General features: G+C 67.3%; 19 protein-coding genes. 2 read left to right on the top strand and 17 right to left on the bottom strand.

The features are described from left to right. Window positions 1-53: 53 nt before the first annotated feature. The 16 genes from PI86_RS12390 to PI86_RS17745 form a co-directional block, all read right to left on the bottom strand. A complete protein-coding gene (locus tag PI86_RS12390) occupies window positions 54-875 on the bottom strand; it encodes an alpha/beta fold hydrolase (RefSeq protein ID WP_039322631.1) in 822 nt (273 codons plus the stop codon). 37 nt (window positions 876-912) lie between these two features. Further along, entirely contained in the window at window positions 913-1104 is a 192-nt protein-coding gene (locus tag PI86_RS12385; protein ID WP_014900538.1) for a 2-hydroxymuconate tautomerase, read from the bottom strand. 27 nt (window positions 1105-1131) lie between these two features. After that, a complete protein-coding gene (gene dmpH, locus PI86_RS12380; protein ID WP_039322627.1) occupies window positions 1132-1920 on the bottom strand; it encodes a 2-oxo-3-hexenedioate decarboxylase in 789 nt (262 codons plus the stop codon). Further along, a complete protein-coding gene (gene dmpG, locus PI86_RS12375; RefSeq protein WP_039322624.1) occupies window positions 1917-2963 on the bottom strand; it encodes a 4-hydroxy-2-oxovalerate aldolase in 1047 nt (348 codons plus the stop codon). Before dmpG ends, dmpH begins: the two co-directional genes overlap by 4 nt. A 44-nt stretch (window positions 2964-3007) precedes the next feature. Next, a complete protein-coding gene (locus PI86_RS12370; RefSeq protein WP_039322621.1) occupies window positions 3008-3931 on the bottom strand; it encodes an acetaldehyde dehydrogenase (acetylating) in 924 nt (307 codons plus the stop codon). A gap of 41 nt (window positions 3932-3972) precedes the next feature. Next, window positions 3973-4755, bottom strand: a complete 783-nt coding sequence (gene dmpE / locus PI86_RS12365; protein WP_039322617.1) for a 2-oxopent-4-enoate hydratase — start codon at window positions 4753-4755, stop codon at window positions 3973-3975. Window positions 4756-4783: 28 nt separating this feature from the next. Then, window positions 4784-6295, bottom strand: coding sequence for a 2-hydroxymuconic semialdehyde dehydrogenase (locus PI86_RS12360; protein WP_200885197.1), 1512 nt, complete (start codon window positions 6293-6295; stop codon window positions 4784-4786). Between the two features lie 169 nt (window positions 6296-6464). Next, the gene (locus PI86_RS12355; RefSeq protein WP_052319440.1) at window positions 6465-6914 is read right to left on the bottom strand and encodes a GlcG/HbpS family heme-binding protein; all 450 of its coding nucleotides are present in this window, start codon (window positions 6912-6914) and stop codon (window positions 6465-6467) included. Between the two features lie 21 nt (window positions 6915-6935). After that, window positions 6936-7880, bottom strand: a complete 945-nt coding sequence (locus tag PI86_RS12350; RefSeq protein WP_014900545.1) for a catechol 2,3-dioxygenase — start codon at window positions 7878-7880, stop codon at window positions 6936-6938. 17 nt (window positions 7881-7897) lie between these two features. Then, window positions 7898-8254, bottom strand: a complete 357-nt coding sequence (locus PI86_RS12345) for a 2Fe-2S iron-sulfur cluster-binding protein (protein WP_039322614.1) — start codon at window positions 8252-8254, stop codon at window positions 7898-7900. A 1-nt stretch (window position 8255) separates the two neighbouring features. Beyond that, a complete protein-coding gene (locus tag PI86_RS12340; protein ID WP_039322611.1) occupies window positions 8256-9320 on the bottom strand; it encodes an NADH:ubiquinone reductase (Na(+)-transporting) subunit F in 1065 nt (354 codons plus the stop codon). A 25-nt stretch (window positions 9321-9345) separates the two neighbouring features. Continuing rightward, a complete protein-coding gene (locus tag PI86_RS12335) occupies window positions 9346-9702 on the bottom strand; it encodes a phenol hydroxylase subunit P4 (protein ID WP_039322608.1) in 357 nt (118 codons plus the stop codon). Window positions 9703-9776: 74 nt separating this feature from the next. After that, the gene (locus PI86_RS12330; protein ID WP_039322604.1) at window positions 9777-11327 is read right to left on the bottom strand and encodes an aromatic/alkene/methane monooxygenase hydroxylase/oxygenase subunit alpha; all 1551 of its coding nucleotides are present in this window, start codon (window positions 11325-11327) and stop codon (window positions 9777-9779) included. Window positions 11328-11365: 38 nt separating this feature from the next. Beyond that, complete coding sequence (locus PI86_RS12325) at window positions 11366-11635, bottom strand: MmoB/DmpM family protein (RefSeq protein ID WP_014900550.1); 270 nt, start codon at window positions 11633-11635, stop codon at window positions 11366-11368. A gap of 38 nt (window positions 11636-11673) precedes the next feature. Beyond that, the gene (locus PI86_RS12320; RefSeq protein ID WP_039322600.1) at window positions 11674-12669 is read right to left on the bottom strand and encodes a phenol hydroxylase; all 996 of its coding nucleotides are present in this window, start codon (window positions 12667-12669) and stop codon (window positions 11674-11676) included. A 16-nt stretch (window positions 12670-12685) separates the two neighbouring features. Further along, complete coding sequence (locus PI86_RS17745; RefSeq protein WP_235362751.1) at window positions 12686-13060, bottom strand: phenol hydroxylase subunit; 375 nt, start codon at window positions 13058-13060, stop codon at window positions 12686-12688. A 142-nt stretch (window positions 13061-13202) separates the two neighbouring features. On the opposite strand from PI86_RS17745, the gene PI86_RS12310 reads away from it, so the two are divergent. Further along, complete coding sequence (locus PI86_RS12310; protein ID WP_014900553.1) at window positions 13203-14891, top strand: sigma-54-dependent Fis family transcriptional regulator; 1689 nt, start codon at window positions 13203-13205, stop codon at window positions 14889-14891. A gap of 1 nt (window position 14892) precedes the next feature. Then, window positions 14893-15633 (top strand): GntR family transcriptional regulator, encoded by a 741-nt coding sequence (locus PI86_RS12305; protein ID WP_014900554.1) that lies wholly within the window; start codon window positions 14893-14895, stop codon window positions 15631-15633. A gap of 13 nt (window positions 15634-15646) precedes the next feature. Here PI86_RS12305 and PI86_RS12300 read toward each other — a convergent pair whose 3' ends face one another. After that, the gene (locus tag PI86_RS12300; RefSeq protein ID WP_039322596.1) at window positions 15647-16471 is read right to left on the bottom strand and encodes a phosphate/phosphite/phosphonate ABC transporter substrate-binding protein; all 825 of its coding nucleotides are present in this window, start codon (window positions 16469-16471) and stop codon (window positions 15647-15649) included. Window positions 16472-16541: the final 70 nt, after the last annotated feature.

Genomic DNA, 16541 nt, shown 5'->3' with positions numbered 1-16541 from the left:
TCTACTGATTTGATTTCTTGTGGTTGTCCTGCGCTGCCTGTCCTGCTGATGCGTTACTCGTTGAAGTGGTCGATCACGAGCCGGTTGAAGCGCGCCGCATGCTCGATCTGCGTCCAGTGCCCGCAGCGGCCGAACACGTGCAGCTGCGCGTTCGGCAGCAGCTCGAGCAGCTTCGTCGAGCTTTCGAGCGGAATCACGCGATCCTCGCGCCCGTGGACGATCAGCGTGTCGTGCGTCAGCGCGCGCAGTTTCGCGTCGTCGCTCGCGAGCGCGTCGACCCAGCGCTGGCGCGGCGCGGGAAACATGTTCGCGAACGCCTCCTGGTAGCCGGGCCGCACGCTCGCGTCGTAGCGCAGCTTCGCGAGATCGTCGTTCACGAGCGTGCGATCGAACGCGAAGATGTCCAGCAAGCCGCGCATGTTCGCGATCGACGGCGTGTAGCCCCACACGGCGTCGAGCCCTTCGGTCAGCGTGAAGCGCGTGCCCGCCGCGCCCATCAGCACCAGCCGCCCGACCCGTTCGGGTGCGCGGATCGCCAGCGCGAGCGCCAGTGCGCCGCCGAACGAATTGCCGATCACGTGCGCGCGTTCGACGCCGAGCGCATCGAGCAGGCCGAGCGCGTGATCGACCCAGTTGTCCATCGAATACGCGTAGCCGCGCGGCCGTTCGGTTTCGCCGAATCCGGCCATGTCCGGCGCGATCACGCGAAACTGCGTGGCGAGCGCGGGCATCGTGAGCCGCCAGTTCGCGTAGGCCGTGACGCCCGGGCCCGAGCCGTGGATCAGCAGCACGGGCGGCCCGTCGCCAAGGTCGTGATAGTTGGTGTCGAGCCCCCCGGCGATGATCCGGCGGCCTAGTTCAGGATTGGTTGACATGACGCTCCTCCAGTCGATATCGATGACGCGCGGCGCGTCAGCGCCCGCGCTTTTTCGCGCTCTGCCCGCCGATCCCGAAATGCGCTTTCGGCATCTCGGTGATGATCACGCGCACCGATTCGACCGGTGCGTCGAGCGAGCGATGGATGGCTTCGGTGACCTCGGCGATCAGGCGTTCCTTCTTGTCGTCGTCACGGCCTTCCAGGATGTACAGATGTGCTACCGGCACGATGGCCTCCCGTTACGTTCGGAACGTTCAGATGAATCGCAGGCCGACCGAGCCGATGTCCTGCACGCGCAGCGTCACGCTGTCGCCGGCTTCGACGGCCACGGCTTCCGTGATGCCGCCCGACAGGATCAGGCTGCCCGCCGGAATCGATTCGCCGCGCGCGCCCAGGTGATTCGCGAGCATCGCGATCGCGGCGGCCGGATGCCCGAGCACCGCCGCGCCGGCACCGAACGCGACCGGCAGCCCGTTCTTCTCGAGCACGATGCCGAGCGTGCGCAGGTCGACGCCCTCGACCGCCAGCGGGCGGCCGCCGACGACGAAGCGCGCGGCCGACGTGTTGTCGGCCACCACGCTCTTCAGGTCGAACTTGAAATCACGATAGCGGCTGTCGATCACCTCGATCCCGGCGACGACGAAGTCGGTCGCCGCAAGCACCGCGCCGATATGGCAGCCGGGCCCCTTCAGTTCGGCCTTCGTCACGAACGCGATCTCCGGTTCCACCTTCGGATGGATCAGCGCGGCCGTGTCGCATTCGCCGCCGTCGGGCAGGTCGTAAATGTCAGTCAGGAAGCCGAACACGGGCGTGTCGACGCCCATCTGCCGCATCTTCGCGTGCGACGTCAGGCCGGCCTTGTAGCCGACGATCCGCGCGCCGCGCGCGAGCTGCCGGCGGCGGATCGCATCCTGCACCGCGTACGCGTCGTCCCAGTCCATCTCCGGATGACGGTCGGTGATCTTCGGCGTGTCGCGCGCGTCACGCATGCAGTCGTCGAGATGCGCGGCAAGCGCCTCGATCGTGTCGGTCGACAGGTTCATGCGGCCTCCCGCTTCGCTTGCGCCGCGCGCGCCTTCGCGAGCGTCAGCGCGGTGTCCTCGATCATGTCCTCCTGCCCGCCGACCATGCCGCGCCGACCGAGCTCGACGAGGATGTCACGGGCCGGAATCCCGTACTTTTCGCCCGCGCGCTTCGCGAACAGCAGGAACGAGCCGTACACGCCCGCATAGCCGAGCGTCAGCGCGTCGCGGTCGATGCGGATCGGGAAGTCCATCATCGGCACGACGAGATCCTCGGCGACGTCCTGGATCTTCCACACGTCGACGCCGGTCTCGATGCCCATTCGCTCGCAGACGGCGACGAACACTTCAAGCGGCGTGTTGCCCGCACCGGCGCCGAGCCCGGCCGCCGCACCGTCGATCCGGTTCGCACCGGCCTCGATCGCCGCGATCGAGTTCGCGACGCCCATCGCGAGGTTGTGATGACCGTGGAAGCCCAGCTCCGTGTCGGGCTGCAGCGCGTCGCGCACCGCGCCCAGGCACACCTTCACGTCGTCGGGCAGCATGTAGCCGGCCGAATCGGTGATGTAGATGCAGTTCGCACCGTACGACTCCATCAGCTTCGCCTGCTTCACGAGTCCTTCCGGGCTGTTCATGTGGCTCATCATCAGGAAGCCGACGGTATCCATGTCGAGCTTGCGCGCCATCGCGATGTGCTGCTCGGACACGTCCGCCTCGGTGCAGTGCGTCGCGACGCGGATCGTATGCACGCCGAGCGCGTGCGCTTCCTTCAGGTGGTCGACGGTGCCGATGCCCGGCAGCAGCAGCGCCGACACCTTCGCGCGCTTCAGCAGCGGGATCACCGCGCCGATGTATTCCGCGTCGGTATGCGCGGGAAAGCCGTAGTTCACCGACGAGCCGCCGAGGCCGTCCCCGTGCGTGACTTCGATCAGCGGCACGCCGGCCGCGTCGAGCCCGCTCGCGATCGAGCGCATCTGGTCGAGCGTCATCTGGTGACGCTTCGGGTGCATGCCGTCACGCAGCGTCATGTCGTGGACGGTGATTCGTTTGCCTTTGAGATTCATTGCCATTCCTTTTCGTGCGGTCGTGGAGGTCGCGTCGACGGGCATCAGGCTGCTGCCTGCGCGGCCGACGCCAGCGTGAGGCGGCCGGCCAGCAGTTCCTCGGCGAACATCTCGGCCGTGCGCGCGGCGGCGGCCGTCATGATGTCGAGGTTGCCGGCATATTTCGGCAGGTAGTCGCCGAGGCCCTCGACCTCGAGATAGACCGACACGCGGTTGCCGTCGAACACCGGCCCGTTGACGAGCCGGTAGCCCGGCACGTAGCGCTGCACGTCGGTGATCATCGCGTGCACCGATTCGACGATGCGCGCTTCGTCGGGCGTGCTCTCCGTCAGGCAATGCACGGTGTCGCGCATGATCAGCGGCGGATCGGCAGGGTTGATCACGATGATCGCCTTGCCCTCTTTCGCGCCGCCGACCTGCGCAACGGCCGCGGCCGTCGTGCGCGTGAATTCGTCGATGTTCTTGCGGGTGCCGGGGCCGACCGAGCGCGACGACACGGTCGCGACGATCTCGCCGTATGCGACCGGCTGCACGCGGGAAATCGCGCGTACCATCGGAATCGTCGCCTGGCCGCCGCACGTGACCATGTTCACGTTCATCTCGCCGGAGCCGATGTGGTCCTTCAGATTGACGGGCGGCACGCAGTACGGGCCGATCGCGGCCGGCGTCAGGTCGATCATCAGCACGCCGAGCGCGTTGAGCTTGCGGCTGTTCTCCGCGTGGACATACGCGCTCGTCGCGTCGAACGCAATCTGCACGCCGTCGGCCTGCACGTGCGGCAGCAGGCCGTCGACGCCGTCGGCGGTGGTCTTGAGGCCGAGTTCCCGGGCGCGCTTCAGGCCGTCGGAATCGGGATCGATGCCGACCATCCACACGGGTTCGAGCACGGGGCTGCGCATCAGCTTGGCGAGCAGGTCGGTACCGATGTTGCCGGGGCCGATCAGCGCGCAACGGATCTTTCGGGTCATGGGGTATTCCTCGTTTGCGTGGAAATGGGAACGGACGGCGCTCACGCGAACCGCACCGAACACGCGCCGATCCCGCCGATCGACACGCGGAAGTTGTCGCCGGGTCCGACCGGCGCCATCGCGGCAAGCGCGCCGGACAGGATCACTTCGCCGGCCTTCAGCGGAATGCCGAGACGGCCGAGCGTATTGGCGAGCCACGCGACCGCGTTCACCGGCGAGCCGAGCGCGGCCGCGCCGGCACCGGTGCCGATCACGTCGCCGTTTTTCTCGAGCACCATCCCGCAGGTCGACAGATCGACGCTGCGCGTGCTCACCGCGCGGTCGCCGAGCACGAACACGCCGCACGACGCGTTGTCGGCCACCGTGTCGCCGATCCGGATCTTCCAGTCGCGAATGCGCGAATCGACGATCTCGAAGCACGGCATCACGCATTCGGTCGCCGCCAGCACCATCGCGTTCGTCACGCCCGGGCCGAGCAGGTCGCGCTTCAGCACGAACGCGATCTCGCCTTCGGCCTTCGGCTGGATCAGCGTGTCGAGCGCGATGCACGCGCCCTCGCCATGCACCATGCCGGACAGCAGGTAGCCGAAGTCGGGCTGGTAGACGCCGAGCATGTCCATCACCGCCTTCGACGTGACGCCGATCTTCTTGCCGATGACGGTCTCGCCGGCGTCCAGGCGGCGCTGCACGAAGCGCTGCTGGATCCGGTACGCGTCGTCGACCGACAGGTCCTCGTGCTGCGACGTCAGCGGCGCGACGGGCACGCGCGATGTCATCGCGTCGTACAGCCGGTCGCCCAGCGTGGTAATCAACGTGGAGTCCATAAGAGTGTTCCGGTCAGTAACGGTTGGGTCAGAGCTTCACGCAGACGTTGCGCAGCTCCGTGTAGAACTCGAGCGAATGCACGCCGCCCTCGCGGCCGATGCCCGATTGCTTCGCGCCGCCGAACGCAGTGCGCAAGTCGCGCAGGAACCACGAATTGACCCACGCGATGCCGACGTCGATCGACGCCGCGACGCGATGCGCGCGCGACAGGTTGGTCGTCCAGATCGCGGTCGACAGCCCGTACGCATTCGCGTTCGCGCGGCCGATCACTTCGGCCTCCGAATCGAACGGCATCACGAGCGCGCAGGGACCGAAGATCTCGTCGCGCGCGATCGGCGAATCGTCGCCGAGGCCGGTCCAGATCGTCGGCTGCACCCACGCGCCGCCGCGCAGGTCGTCCGGCATGTCGGGCACGCCGCCGCCCGTCACGATCGTCGCGCCGAGTTCGGCCGCCTTGCGGTAATACGACAGCACCTTGTCGCGGTGCGCCTGGCTGATCAGCGGGCCGAGGCCGGTCGACGCCGCTTCCGGGCGGCCGGGTTGCAATTGCTCGGCGCCGGCCTTCAGCGCCGCGACGAAGCGCTCGAACAGCGGACGCTCGACATACACGCGCTCGGTGCCGAGGCAAACCTGCCCCGCGTTCGCGAAGCACGAGCGCAACGTGCCTTCGACGGCCGCGTCGAAGTCGCAGTCGGCGAACACGATCGCCGCGTTCTTGCCGCCCATCTCGAGACTGACGGGGCGCGCACCGTCGGCCGCGGCCTTCATGATGGCCGCGCCGGTGCGCGTCTCGCCGGTGAACGTGATCGCGTTCACGCCCGGATGGGTCGTCAGGAATTCGCCGGCCGAACCCGGCCCGAAGCCGTGAACGACGTTGTAGACGCCGCGCGGCACGCCCGCCGCGTTCATCACTTCGCCGAGCAGCGCGGCCGTCTGCGGCGTCTCCTCCGACGGCTTCACGACCACCGTGTTGCCGCATGCGAGCGCGGGCCCGACCTTCCACGTCATCAGCAGCAGCGGCAGGTTCCACGGGCAGATCACGCCGACCACGCCGACCGGCCGGCGGATCGCGTAGTTGAGCGCGCCGGCGCCGTCCGGCGTCGCCATCTCGAAGGTTTCGCCGGGCACGTTCTTCACGACGTCGGCGAACACCTTGAAGTTCGCGGCGCCGCGCGGAATGTCGATATGGCTCGCGAGGCTCACCGGCTTGCCGGTGTCGGCCACTTCCGCTTCGAGGAAATCGTCGAAGCGGCGCGTGATGCCGTCGGCCACCGCATACAGCAGCTCGACGCGCTGCGCGACCGTCAGGCTGCCCCACGGGCCGGCCAGCGCCGCGCGGGCGGCCTGCACCGCCGCGTCGACATCGGCGCGGCTCGCTTCGGCCACCCGGGCGATCAGCGCGTTGTCGAGCGGCGAATGCTTTTCGAACCAGCATTCGCCCGCGCGATAATCGCCGTCGATAAAGTTGCGGACGAGCCGCAGGTCCGGCTGCCCGCCGGCGGGGCCGCGTGTCGCGGCAATGGGTTCGGTGTCGTACATGATGTGTGTGCCGATAGTCGTGAATCCGTGATCCGTGGGTTCGTGAAGCGCGTTCGCGTGCGATGTCTTGCCGTGTCTTGCCGTGTCTTGCCGTGTCTTGCCGTGCCTTGCCGTGCCTTGCCGTGTCTTGCCGTGTCTTGCCTTGTCTTGCCGTGTCGTGTCCCGCGCGTCACGACCCGCCAAAGCCGGCCGCGTCGAGCCCCGCCTGCGCGCATTGCGCGTCCTGCGCCTCGCTGCCGCCCGACACGCCGATGCCGCCGATCAACGCGCCGTCGTCGACGATCGGCAGCCCGCCGCCGAAGGCGACGAAGCGCGGCCGCAGCACGAGGCCCTGCCGCACCGCGTCCGAGTGCGACGCCAGCGCGTCGTGCCACGCGCCGGTCGGCAAGCCGAAGCTCGCGGCCGTGTACGCCTTGTCGATCGCGATGTCGATCGAATGCAGCGGTGCGCCGGGCATGCGCACGAAGGCCGCGAGCAGCCCGGCCGCATCGACGACCGCGACGTTCACGCGCACGCCGAGCCGCTCGGCGGCCTCGGCCGCCGCCTGCGCGGCGCGCGACGCGGCAGGCCAGTCGATCGTGCGCAGGTCGATGCTCCGGTTCGTATCGTTTCGGTCCATGGCGCTGGGCTCCTTCCCGGATCAGGTGTAGACGGTCGTGAACGCTTCGTTCAACTCGCCGGAGTGGAAGAAGATCCCGCGTCCGAGTTCCTCCTCGGTCCACGTGGTGACCGGGCGATCAGGTTGCGCGAGATAGCCGAGCCCCGCGAACGTCTCGTTGCGGTTGCCGCTCGGATCGAAGAAGTAGATCGTGGTGCCGCGCGTGATCCCGTGCCGCGTCGGCGCGACGTCGATCTTCACCTTGTTCTTCGCCATCACGTCGGCCGACTTCAGCACGTCGGCCCAGTCGTCGAGGAAGAACGCGATGTGATGCAGGCCGTTGCGCGGGCCGCCGACGAACGCGATGTCGTGCGGCGTGGTGCTGCGGAACATCCAGGTCGCGGCCTGGATCGTGTTGCCCGGGCCGACCATCACCTGTTCCGCCAGATGGAAGTCGAGACACTCGGCCATGAAGCGCGTGTTCTCCTCGACGCGGTTCACGCCGGCCTCCGGGTTCAGTTCGCACATCAGCAGGCAGTGGTCGAGCCAGTGCACGGCCGAGCCCGGAATGTCGTCGGGCCACGGATCGGGGTTCAGCGAGCCGACCGCGGTGCCCACCAGTTCCTTCTTCGCGAACAGTCGCAGCTCGTGCCCGCTCGGCAGCAGGAACCGCAATTGACGGCCGACTGCCGGCAGCGCGCCTTCGGGCAGCATCTCGGTCGCGATCCCGTACGCTTCGATGCGCCGCTGCAGCGTATCCAGATCGGCGTCGTGCTCGACCTTGTACGCGGCATGCTTGAGCCCCGCCTGGTCGGACGGCGACAGGATCAGCGAATACCTGTCCCATTCGTCCCAGCATTTCAGGTAGACGTTGCCTGCCGCGTCGCGCATCGTTTCCTGCATGCCGAGCACGCGTATGTAATGACGCAGCGCCGCTTCCATGTCCATCACCTTCAGACTGACATGACCAATACGCATCACACCCATGGTGAGTCTCCTCCTGGTTACTTGTTGATCGCCGGCGCGCCCGCACAGGCCGCGCCGCAGAAGAACGGCTTTCTCAGCCGGCCGGCCACTTCGAGTTCGACGTCGCCGTCCGGCACGACGCGGCACGCGAGCGCATAGCCGTCGTTCTCTTCCTCCGCGCTGACGTGTGCGCGGCTGACCGGCCCGAGCTTGCGCACCGCGCCACGCAGCACGCGCACCTTGCACACGCCGCATCCGCCGTTCAGGCAGCCGACCGGAATGCCGCGCCGGCCGAGCTTCGCCATGCCGGCCAGCAACGACTCGCCGGACCTGCACGCATAGCGCTCGTCGGTCTGCGCGATCCTGACCGTCCCGCATACGCGGCCCGCGTCCATGTCACACCCGCCGGAACAGCGGGCTGCGCGTCTGTTGCGCGTCGGCCGCCGAGATGAACTTCTCGTGATAGATGTCGCGTTCGAACAGGCGGCCCTGCATCAGCGTGGTGATGCAGGCGTCGATCATCGCGGGCGGTCCGCACAGGTACGCCTGGTGCCCCGAGAAGTCGCCATCGAAATGCGCCTTCGCGACGTCGTGCACGAAGCCTTGCGCGACGCCGCCGGTCCCGTCCGGCCCGCCTTCGGACAGCGCCGGCACATACGTGAAGTTCGGATGGCGTTCGGCGAGTGCGCGGAATTCGTCGTGGTAATACAGTTCCTTCGCGCTGCGCTGGCCGTAGACCAGCGTGATCGGCGCGGTGACGCCGCTGGCGAGCAGGTCCGCGATCATCGAACGCGGGCTCGACAGCCCCGATCCGCCGGCCATGAAGATCATCGGCCGCGCGGCCGAGCGGCGCACGAAGAAGCGTCCGTACGGGCCCGACAGCCGCACGCGGTCACCCGTCGCGAGCTGCTCGTGCAGGTAGCCGGTGCCGAGCCCGCCCGGCACCTGCCGCACGTTCAGCTCGATCTCACCGGTGGCGGCGACGTCGGCCGGCGCATTCGCGATCGAGAACGCGCGGCTCTGCCCGAGGCCGGGGATCTCGAGCTGCACGTACTGGCCGGCCTGGAAATGGATCGGCTGCGACAGCTTCAGGCGGATCGACTTGATGGTCGGCGTGAGCTGCTCGATGCGCGTCACGTCGGCCGCGAAGTCCCTGACCGGGATGATCTCCGCGTCCGGCTCCTCGTCGACGTCGGCCTCGATCACGGCGTCGGCCTGCAGCGTCGCGCAGCACGCGAGCGCCTTGCCTTCCTCGCGCTCGAAATCCATCAGCGCGAACGGGTTCGCGTCGCCGAGGTCGGTCTCGCCGTCGAGCACCGCGACCTTGCAGGTGCCGCACAGCCCGTGACAGCACGCGTGCGGAATGTAGATGCCCTGGCGCAGCGCGGCGTCGAGCATCGTCTGTCCTTCCTCGACCTCGATCGTGACGCCCAGCGGTTCGATGGTAAGTTGGTGGCTCATGATGGTTCGCTCGTCCGCGTGGCGGTCAGAAGCTCGCTCCGCCGAGGCCGTCGAGGCCCGGCGTGCGGAAGCTGATCAGGTCCTTGTGCCCGAGGCCGTTGTCGGCCAGGCTCTTCGCTGCATCGGGCGTCCACGGTTCGCCGGAGCGAAACCACTCGACGCGACCCCAGTCGATCTTCGCGAAGTCGGGGTGATAGCCATAGATGGGCGGCAGCACCGTGTCGGCCAGCGCGCCGAACGGCATATCGGGCGGCAGCGGCAGGCAGAACGGCGCCGGGAACATCAGGTGGTCTTCCCAACACACGTAGAGCAGCGGCGCCGGAAACTTCTCGACGGCATCCTTCATCGGGAAGTCGTAGGATTTGAGCGCGATGACGGCCATGTTTGTCTCCTGTCGGCCCGCGTTCGCGCCGTAGCGCGCGCGGGTCCTGTTCAAGGTTGCGTATCGATTGCTGGTCAGTTGCTGGTGGCCTGGCCGCGCCAGGCCGCGAAGTTCTTCTGGTCTTCCGAGCCGTCGAAATCGAGGTTGTCGCGGCCCATCTGCACTTCGTAGTAGTCGAGCACCGCGGCAAGCGGATCGAAGCCTTCCGCGCTCGGGTCCGCATCGGGCGGGAAACAGTTGCCCTGATGGATCTGGTGCACCGGCAGCCACGCCTGCACGTATTTCTGCGGCTCGTGATCGAAGATTTCCTTGCAGTGATCGCTGCAGAAATGGAACTTGTTGCCGAGGTAGTTCGACTCGCGCGCGCCGATCTTCTTCGGGTTGCCGGGCTCGGTGAACAGCATCGGGATCTGGCAGGTCTGGCACAGCATCGGCAGCGTCTTCATGTAGAAGCGGTTGCCGGCTTTCGCCTGCTCGCCCCAGTAGTCGAAGCGCGGACGGTAGTGGCGGTCGAACGAATCGGGATACTTCGCGGACAGCCACGCCAGCTCGTCTTCGGTCGGCACCCACGTGTGGAACGCCGAAGCCGCGTTGAAGCCGTAGAACGTCGACCAGGCCTGGTGGCTGATGTGGTCCTTGCCTTCGCACGCGTCCTGCCAGCCCTTCGGCTCGCGAATGCCGTAGCGCGCGAGGTCCTTGAACAGCGCGCCGCCGTTCTGCTCCGCGTACATCTCCCACGATTCGCGCCAGCTCATCACGCGCTTCGGCTGCATGTAGTCCATCATCATCGCGACCAGCGTGAGCAGCCGGTAGCCGCGCCAGAACCACTTGTCGATCCAGCGCTGCACGATCGGCACGTTGTCCGGATCCTGTTCGAGCAGGAACTTGATGCACTCGATGCCGAGCGTCATGTGGCGCGATTCGTCCGACTGCGCGGAGAACCCGAACGTGACGGTCGACATGTCGCCGTTGTAGGCGGCGCCCGACATGAACGGCACGAACAGCAGGTTCGTCAGCACGTATTCGAACGAGAAGCTGACCGCGGTCAGGAACTCGAACGGCCCCGACGAATACGCATCCTCAAAGAACGACTTCGGCACCGACAGGTACCAGACGCGGTCGAACCAGTGGTTCGAGTGATGGAACCCGTTGAAGAACTTGTTGTACGTCGACATCGCGTGCGTTTCGGTCTGGTAGTGCCGCAGCTCGTCGATCGACTGCATCTGGCACGCGATGCGCGCGCCCTCGCCGGTGAAGTGCCGGCCGACGTGCGCGAAGCCGCGATGCGCGAGATATTCGAGCGGCGTCACGCCCTGGATGAACAGCTTCAGCGCGTTGATGTAGCGAGCGTCGGTCACGCCGAGGAATGCGTTGTTCTGCGTGAACGCGTCGATCACCGCGTACAGCTTCTTTTCCTTCTCGCCCTGGTATTTCCAGTACGCATCCATCGTCAGGCGAAACGGGTCGACCCACTTGTCCCAGTCGTGGATCTTGATGCCCTCGTAGCGGTCGTACGGGAAGACCTTGTCCATCGGCTGGTAGGTCGTCTCCCAGCCGAGGCCGCGCGTCATTGCTGCGTAGCGATCCTTCAGGCCGAGCTTTTTCTTGAGCGTTGGCGTGTCCATGCGTGTCTCCGGTGTTGTCGGTGCGCGTTGCGCGGCGTTCAGTGCGACCAGCTCAGCGTGAACTGGTCGTCGTCCTCGTCGATGCGGCCGGACAGCGTGATCAGGTTCACCTGAAGCTGCTGCAGGTCGAAGCGCGTGCCGGTCAGTTCCTCGATCGTTTCGCGGCGGATCGTCAGCCGGTCGGGCGCGTCGATCTTGACCATCCCGGGCGATTCGACCACCACCGCGCGCGGGTTGTCAGCGACGATCGCGTCGACGATCGGTCTGGACTCCTCATTGGCCTGAAAGGCGATGAATACGTTGGACATTGCTGGCTTTCCTTGGGTTGGGAGGTGACTGCCCGTCGTCAGAGTGCGATGCCGAGCTTGACGACGCGCGCATGGAACTGCTCGCGCACTTCGTCGAGCGCCGCCCGGCCCGCGTCCTGCAGCGCGTGCGCCGCGACCGGTGCGAGCGCCGCGTCGGCCCGCGCGGACCAGTCGCGAGTCCAGCGTGCGAGCAGCGCGCGGTTGTCGTCGGATTCGGCGGCCATGGTCTTCACCACCGCGTCGATCCAGCGGTTCGATTCGGCGTGCCATTCCGGCATGAACGCGGTCAGCATCGCGACCGCCGAGCCGCCCGCGAGCGCGATCCGTTCGTCGACGAAGCGGTCGTAGACGAGCGGATACAGCAAGCCGTCGAGCGCGAGGTTCTGCGCGACGAACAGCTCGACCGGGTCGGTCACGACCAGCGTGTCTTCGACGTAGCGGCGCAGCGGCTGCCATGCGGCGTCGCCGGTCCAGCTCGCCTTGGCGGCGTCGAGCACGTCGGGCTCGGCCATCGCGAGCGCGAGACGCGTCAGGTACTGCGCGACGCCGAGGTTGTCCATCGCATGGAACATCGCGGGCGCCGTGAACGCGGTGCCGTAGCCGAGCGCGCAGATCTGCGCGTTGTTCATGTTCGCGCCCCACGCGACATGGCGCAGCGGCACCAGCACGTCGAGCGCCTGCGCGACCACGTCGTCGCGCATCAGGCCGATCATCCGGCGCGATTCGACGAACTCGAAGTTCGACTCCATCGCATCCTGCTGGCGCGCCCGCGTCGTCGCCCACGACGCGTAGTAGAACTGGCGCGGATCCTTCAATGCGTACCAGTTCGCCATCCGGATCGCCGAGCGCGACGGATCGAAGATCTCGTGGTCCGGATCCCAGGTCGGGCGGTAATGGAAGTTCGCCTGGGGCTGCGCGCCCATCATGCCTTCCTGGTAGCGCGTCGCCGTCTTGTCGCCGCCGATGTTCTGCGCGACATGCGCAAAGGTGTGCCGGAGCGGCTTGATGTCGACTGTCTTCAGCTCGATGGTCACTTCTTGCTCCTCAAGGTCATGGGTTCGCTTCGACGTCCAGCCGCGTGACCTGCTGTTCGCGGCAGAACGCATCGAAGGCGGCAGGAGACAACGTCAGCTCGACGAACAGGTCCGGCGCGCCGCCGAGCGAGAACTCGAATTCGACGAAGCCGCGCACGTTCGTGCCGGTCACGCGGACGCACTTGCGGCCGGGGTCGAGCGGGGGAAGATCGGTCGGGTGCTGATTCATGATCGGTGTCGCCTCCATGCCGACCTTCAATGCAGCATCCGTGCCACGTTCGGCTGGGCATGCAAAAAATCTCGATAATTCAGGGAAAGCCCTGACGCGAAGTTCAAATTCGCGATCCACAATGGCGGTTAACCAGAACGGAAAACGTACGCCGGCGATCACGCCAAACCCTAGAACCGGCGGACCTTTTCATCATTTGAGCAACCTACTCGAGCGCATTTGATGAAATGAGCAAACCGCTCGGCCCGCCGGCACCCCGACGGCGAAAAATTTGAAAATCACGAGAAATCTCGATGGAGGAGACATGACGCGGCCCAGCCTGCCCCCTTTGCCGCCGGACACCGACCTGCGCAAGCTGATCCATTTTTCGGCGCGCGACGGTCGCATCTGGCTGGCCGGACAGCGGATGGTGCTGCTGCATGCCGGCGCGCTGGCGACGCTGCGCCAGGAGTTGATGGAAAGCGTCGGACCGGCGCAGACGCGGCGTTTCTTCACGCGGGTCGGCTTCGCCGCCGGCGAACGAGACGCGGCGCTGGCCCGCGAGATCCGCAGCGGCGCATCGCTGTTCGACATGTTTCATGTCGGCCCGCAACTGCACATGCTCGAAGGCGCCGCGCAGGTCATCCCGTTGCGTTTCGAAGCCGATCCCGCGACCGGCGCGTTCTACTGCGAATACCGCTGGGAACATTCATGGGAAGCCGACGTGCACCACCGCACGTTCGGGCCGCAGCCCGAACCCGTGTGCTGGATGCTGATCGGTTATGCGACCGGCTACACCAGCGCCTTCATCGGCCGGACGATCCTGTTCAAGGAAACGGCCTGCGCGGGCATGCACGACGCGCACTGCACGATCGTCGGCAAGCCGGCGGACGAATGGCCCGACGCGGAAGAAATCTCGTCGTGGTTCAAGGCCGACTCGCTGATCAACACGATCCGCGATCTGCAGACCGAAGTCGAATCGCTGCGCTTCGAGATGACGCCCGACGACGGCCGAACCCGGCTCGTCGGACGCTCCGATGCGTTTCGCACGGCCTATGCGTTGCTGGAGACGGCCGCACCGACCAAGGTCGCGGTCCTGCTCACCGGAGAAACGGGGGTCGGCAAGGAACGCTTCGCACGTGCGCTGCATAGCCTCAGCCCGCGCGCGGCGAAGCCGTTCGTCGCGATCAACTGCGCGGCCATTCCGCATGCGTTGATCGAGTCCGAACTGTTCGGTGCGGAGAAAGGCGCGTTCACGGGCTCGCAGGCCGCGCGCGCCGGGCGCTTCGAGCGCGCAGACGGCGGCACGCTGTTTCTCGACGAGATCGGCGAGTTACCGCTCGACGTCCAGGCGAAGCTGCTGCGCGTGCTGCAGGAGGGCGAGGTCGAGCGGCTCGGCGCGACCGACGGCCGGAAGGTGGACGTCCGGGTCGTCGCGGCGACCAACCGCGATCTCGAACAGGCCGTGCGCGACGGCACGTTTCGCGCAGACCTCTATTACCGGATCAACGTCTACCCGGTGCTGATTCCGCCGCTGCGCGACCGGCAGGACGATATCGCGCCGCTCGCCGACGCGATGCTCGAACGCTTCGCGGCGCTGCACGGCAAGCCGGCGCCGACGCTCACCGACTACGCCTACGACGCGCTGCGCTGCTACCGCTGGCCCGGCAACGTGCGCGAGCTCGAGAACCTGATCGAGCGCGCGGTGATCCTGTCGCGCCCGAACCGTCCGGTCGACGCGAAGGATCTGTTCCCCGGTGTCGGCTCGCCCGGCGGCGCAACGGTCGACCGGGCCGGACTGATCCGGCCGGCGGCCGCGATGTCGATCGACTGCGGGACCCTCCTCGACCAGCTGCAGGGCGGCGGCGGGCTCGACGGCCTCGAGCGTGCGCTGCTGCACGAAGCCGTCGACCGCGCGAACGGCAACCTGTCGGCCGCCGCGCGCCTGCTCGGCCTGACGCGCGCGCAACTCAGCTATCGCCTCAACCGCAAACAGGATCAGGAGGACGCGTGACATGAACACCATCCTGCCCGCGCATCCGTTCGACGACCCGCTGCCGGCGCACGAGCCGGCCGCCGACGATGCGGCCGAACCGCATGCCCGCACGCTCAGCGAGCACGCGTATCACCAGCTCAGGCAACACATCATCGAGGGGCATTACCCGCCCGGCGCGAAGCTGCGCGTCGAGCACCTGAAGGACGTGTACGGCGTCGGCGCGGGTACGTTGCGCGAGGCGCTCACGCGGCTCGTCAGCGACGCGCTGGTCGTGGCCGAAGGGCAGCGCGGGTTCCGCGTCACGCCGATGTCGGTCGACGATCTGGAAGCGATCACGCGGCTGCGCATCCATATCGAGGTCGATGCGCTGCGCGAGTCCGTGCGGCGCGGCGACGACGCGTGGGCGCAGCGCGTGCGCCAGAGCTTCGACCAGTTGTCGGCCTGGGAGCGGCCGGTGTCCATCGAGAACCGGGCCGCGTGGGAAGCGTGCAACCGGCGCTTTCACGAAGCACTGATCTCGGCCGCCGCGACGCCGTGGACTTATCTGATCCTGCGCATGCTGTCGCAGCAAAGCGAACGCTACCGGCGCGTGTGCATCGGGCTCAGCGATTCGAAGCGCGACGTGCATGCGGAACACACGTGCCTGTTCGAGGCCGCGATGCGCCGCGCCGATGCGCGCGCCGCGCTCGCACTCGAGGACCATATCGGCGCGACGCTCGCCGTGGTGCGCAATGCGCCGCCCGGCACGTTGCCGTTCTAGCGCAACGGTGCGCTCACGCCAGTTCGGGATACCCGTGTGCGGCCGCGTCTCGCGCGAAGCGGGCGATCGTGTCGTACGCGCCCGGCGGCAGCCGCTCGAACCCCTTCAGCCGCAGTGCGTTCGCCCGTTGCGCATCGGCTGCCAGCGCGTGCTCGAGCGCATCCTGCAACGCGCCCACCAGCCTGCTGTCGAGCGCCTTCGACGCAATCAACGGCAACCCCGGCGCCGACGCCGTCATGCCGATGGTCCGGATGTCGTTCAACAGCTCGGGTAGCGCATCGCGCACGTACGCGAACGTCACGCAGTCGATTGCCGCGCAATCGGCGTCGCCGGCCGCGAGCGCCCGCAGCACGTTCAGGTGCGAGCCGAACGGCACGACCGAACCGAAGAATCGTCCGTCATGCGCATGCGGCGCGGCCGCATGCCGGAACGCGTTCATCCCGCTGTGCGAATCGCTGCTGTTGAACGCGGCGCGCAGCCCGCGACAGGCGGCCAGCGTCGTCGCACCGCCCGCATGGACGCGTGCCGATACGACTAGCACGCTGCGGTAGTGCGCACCGTCGCAACCGGACGCATCGAAGGCCGGCGTCGCGATCAATTGCACGGTATCGCGCAAGCCGAGCATGCGGTACGGATAGCCGCAAGTTTGTGACAGCAGCAGGTCGTCGCGCCGCCACAGCGCGTGCAGATCGCCGAACGGCTCGTCGAGCAGCGCGACGCCGGCAGGCCCGCCGGTGCGCGCGAACGCATCGAGCGCGTCACGCAGCAACGCGCGCCACAGTGCGGCGTGGCGCGGCGTCACGTTGTACATCGGCAGTCCGGCGATCCAAGGGCTCATGCGGGCATTCTACTCAGCGGTGGTGCCTTGGAGGAAGCTGGTTCTATCGCGCCTTGGTGCCTTGGTGCCT

The sequence above is a fragment of the Burkholderia sp. A9 genome (genome assembly GCF_000801975.1).
This window is presented reverse-complemented; position numbering and strand designations above follow the sequence as displayed.

Coding starts and splice junctions, on each gene's coding strand:
- PI86_RS12335 (WP_039322608.1), bottom strand. CDS start 9,702: ATGGCCGTCATCGCGCTCAAATCCTACGACTTCCCGATGAAGGATGCC.
- PI86_RS12305 (WP_014900554.1), top strand. CDS start 14,893: ATGAACACCATCCTGCCCGCGCATCCGTTCGACGACCCGCTGCCGGCG.
- PI86_RS12300 (WP_039322596.1), bottom strand. CDS start 16,471: ATGAGCCCTTGGATCGCCGGACTGCCGATGTACAACGTGACGCCGCGC.
- PI86_RS12350 (WP_014900545.1), bottom strand. CDS start 7,880: ATGGGTGTGATGCGTATTGGTCATGTCAGTCTGAAGGTGATGGACATG.
- PI86_RS12345 (WP_039322614.1), bottom strand. CDS start 8,254: ATGGACGCGGGCCGCGTATGCGGGACGGTCAGGATCGCGCAGACCGAC.
- PI86_RS12360 (WP_200885197.1), bottom strand. CDS start 6,295: ATGTACGACACCGAACCCATTGCCGCGACACGCGGCCCCGCCGGCGGG.
- PI86_RS12370 (WP_039322621.1), bottom strand. CDS start 3,931: ATGACCCGAAAGATCCGTTGCGCGCTGATCGGCCCCGGCAACATCGGT.
- PI86_RS12390 (WP_039322631.1), bottom strand. CDS start 875: ATGTCAACCAATCCTGAACTAGGCCGCCGGATCATCGCCGGGGGGCTC.
- dmpH (WP_039322627.1), bottom strand. CDS start 1,920: ATGAACCTGTCGACCGACACGATCGAGGCGCTTGCCGCGCATCTCGAC.
- dmpG (WP_039322624.1), bottom strand. CDS start 2,963: ATGAATCTCAAAGGCAAACGAATCACCGTCCACGACATGACGCTGCGT.
- PI86_RS12310 (WP_014900553.1), top strand. CDS start 13,203: ATGACGCGGCCCAGCCTGCCCCCTTTGCCGCCGGACACCGACCTGCGC.
- PI86_RS12325 (WP_014900550.1), bottom strand. CDS start 11,635: ATGTCCAACGTATTCATCGCCTTTCAGGCCAATGAGGAGTCCAGACCG.
- PI86_RS12330 (WP_039322604.1), bottom strand. CDS start 11,327: ATGGACACGCCAACGCTCAAGAAAAAGCTCGGCCTGAAGGATCGCTAC.
- dmpE (WP_039322617.1), bottom strand. CDS start 4,755: ATGGACTCCACGTTGATTACCACGCTGGGCGACCGGCTGTACGACGCG.
- PI86_RS12355 (WP_052319440.1), bottom strand. CDS start 6,914: ATGGACCGAAACGATACGAACCGGAGCATCGACCTGCGCACGATCGAC.
- PI86_RS12340 (WP_039322611.1), bottom strand. CDS start 9,320: ATGAGCCACCAACTTACCATCGAACCGCTGGGCGTCACGATCGAGGTC.